This is a genomic window from Protofrankia sp. CiP1_Cm_nod1, assembly GCF_920888515.1.
Lineage (GTDB): Bacteria > Actinomycetota > Actinomycetes > Frankiales > Frankiaceae > Protofrankia.
Genome location: NZ_CAKKTM010000059.1, coordinates 1 through 2,370 on the forward strand (window position 1 = coordinate 1; position 2,370 = coordinate 2,370).

A 2,370-nucleotide genomic window follows, 5' to 3' on the forward strand; every position below is an offset into this window, starting at 1 on the left:
GCACGCCGACCCGTCCCGGCCCGTGGTGTGGCTCGCCGCGCCGGCTGCTGGGACCCTGCCAGCCGGCGAGACCCCGGGGGCTGATGGAGCGCTGTGGGCCGGTGGGGCCGAGCCAGGCGGGGAACACGGCCTGCTCGACGCGCTCGCCGCCGCGGCCGGCGCGGACCTCACCGTGACGGCCGTCCAGGGGTCGCGCGACCTGCCCGGCGCCAGGCTGCTGGACGCGGTCGCCGTGATGGACCGGCTGCGCTCTCCCGGCGGCTGCCCGTGGGACGCCGAGCAGACCCACACCTCGCTCGCCTCCTACCTGCTGGAGGAGGCCTACGAGGCGTACCAGGCGATCGAGGACGGCAACCACGCCGACCTGCGTGAGGAACTCGGCGACGTGCTCATGCAGGTGCTCTTCCACGCGAGGATCGCCGCCGAGGGCAACGGCTGGCCCGCCGGCCCGGACGACGCGGGGACACCCGGCACCGGGGCCGCCCCCGACGACCGGAACAGCGACGACCGGAGCGGCGACGACCGGAGCGGCGACGACCGGCAAGGTGACGACCGGAACAGCGCGGCCTGGGACAACACGCCCCTGAACGGGGCTGGCCGGGACGAGACGGCCCGGAACGGCGCCGTCCGGGGCGGGGAGGAGGCCCGGCGCGGCACGGCCGTCTGGGACATCGACGACGTGGCCGCGGGCCTGGCCGACAAGCTCGTCCGCCGGCATCCGCACGTCTTCGGATCGGTGCGGGTGGACGGCGCCGCCGCCGTCGAGACGAACTGGGACAAGATCAAGGACGTCGAGAAGGGCCGCCGGTCGGTGACCGAGGGCGTCCCCCTGTCCCAGCCCGCGCTCGCGCTGGCCGCGAAGCTCCAGAAGCGCGCGGCCAAGGTCGGCGTACCCGATGAGATCGTCCTCTCCGGAGCCGGAGCCGGAGCCGGAGCCGGAGCCGGAGCCGGAGCCGGAGCCGGAGCCGGAGCCGGAGCCGGAGCCGGAGCCGGAGCCGGAGCCGCGTCCCCGGCCGACGTCGTCGCGGCCCTGCTGGCCCGGGCCGACACCCCGGTACGGAGTGATGACGTGCCCTCCGTGGCGGCCGACGCGGCCCCGGGGACACCCGAGCGGATCATCGGCGACCTGCTGTTCGCGGCCGTGGCCCTGGCCCGGCAGGCCGGCGTCGACCCGGAGGCCGCGCTGCGGACGTCCGCCCGCCGCTTCCGGGACACCCTCGCCGCTACCGAGGACGCGATCCGCGCCGCCGGTCTGGACCCCCGGGACGCCGGCCCCGACTCCTGGCGTGCCCACTGGCCGGCAGCGCCGCGACAGGCCCCGGCCGCAAGCGGCACCCCGACCAGCTGACGCCCCACGGCCAGCCGGCCCGTCGAGGCACACCCCGGAAGGCTCCGGCCATGCGGCTGGAGACACGCCCCACCTTGACCCGGATGAACCCGGGGAGGCCGGCCCTCCCCGCCATGACTGGTCATCCGGGGAGGCCGGCCCTCCCCGCCATACTGGTGAAGCCGTGCCATGGCCTGTGGCGCGTGGTCTCGCTGTCGGGCGGCAGGTGCGGCGCGTAGCCTCGCTGCATGGCAGCAGACACCGCGCGGGAGGCGCTGGCGGGCGTCCGTCGTCTGTATGCGCGGCGGTCCGCGCCCATCCTTCTCGAGCTCGACCTCACCGTGGATCCGGTCGAAGGGGTACCTGGTGATCCGGTGAGCGCGGCTCTGGCGCGGCGCCGCCCGTCCCTGCGCACCATCGTGGACGGGCTGCGCCGGGCCGGGCAGGACGACCGGGCGGCCACGCTCATCGCCCGGATCGCCCCCTGCGGGACGCCGCTGGCGCGGGTGCAGGAGATCCGGGACGCGGTCATCGCCTTCCGGGACGCCGGCGGGACCGCCTTCGCCTACGCGGACGCGTTCGGCGAGTTCGGCGGCGGGACCGTCCCGTACTACCTGGCCTGCGCGTTCGACCAGATCTGGCTGGCGCCGCCGGGGGACCTGGGCCTGACCGGGGTGGCCCTGGAGACACCGTTCCTGCGCGACGCCCTGGACCGGCTCGGCATCGAGATCCAGGTCGGGCAGCGCCACGAGTACAAGAACGCCGCCAACACCTTCGTGGAACGCGATTTCACCGCCGCGCACCGGGAGGCCAGCGAGCGGATCGTCGTCTCCAGCCTGTCCATGATCGTGGACGGTGTCGCCGCCGCCCGTGGCCTGTCCCCGGCGCGGGTCCGCGAACTGATCGACAACGCGCCGCTGTCGGCCGAGCAGGCCCGCCGGGCCGGCCTGGTCGACCGGCTGGGCTACCGGGACGAGGTCTACGCCGCCGCCCGGGCCCACGCCCGCCGCACCGCGGGCGCCGCCACCCCTGCCGTTGCTACC

General features: G+C 76.1%; 2 protein-coding genes. Both read left to right on the forward strand.

Annotation, left to right across the window (positions count from 1 at the left end; all coding sequences use genetic code 11):
- Positions 1 to 22 precede the first annotated feature (22 nt).
- On the forward strand, positions 23 to 1,348 hold the full coding sequence (mazG, locus tag NBX02_RS03535) for a nucleoside triphosphate pyrophosphohydrolase (protein WP_445548240.1): 1,326 nt from the start codon (positions 23 to 25) through the stop codon (positions 1,346 to 1,348).
- A gap of 227 nt (positions 1,349 to 1,575) precedes the next feature.
- The coding region (locus tag NBX02_RS03540; protein WP_250289988.1) for a S49 family peptidase at positions 1,576 to 2,370 on the forward strand (795 nt) is incomplete at its 3' end.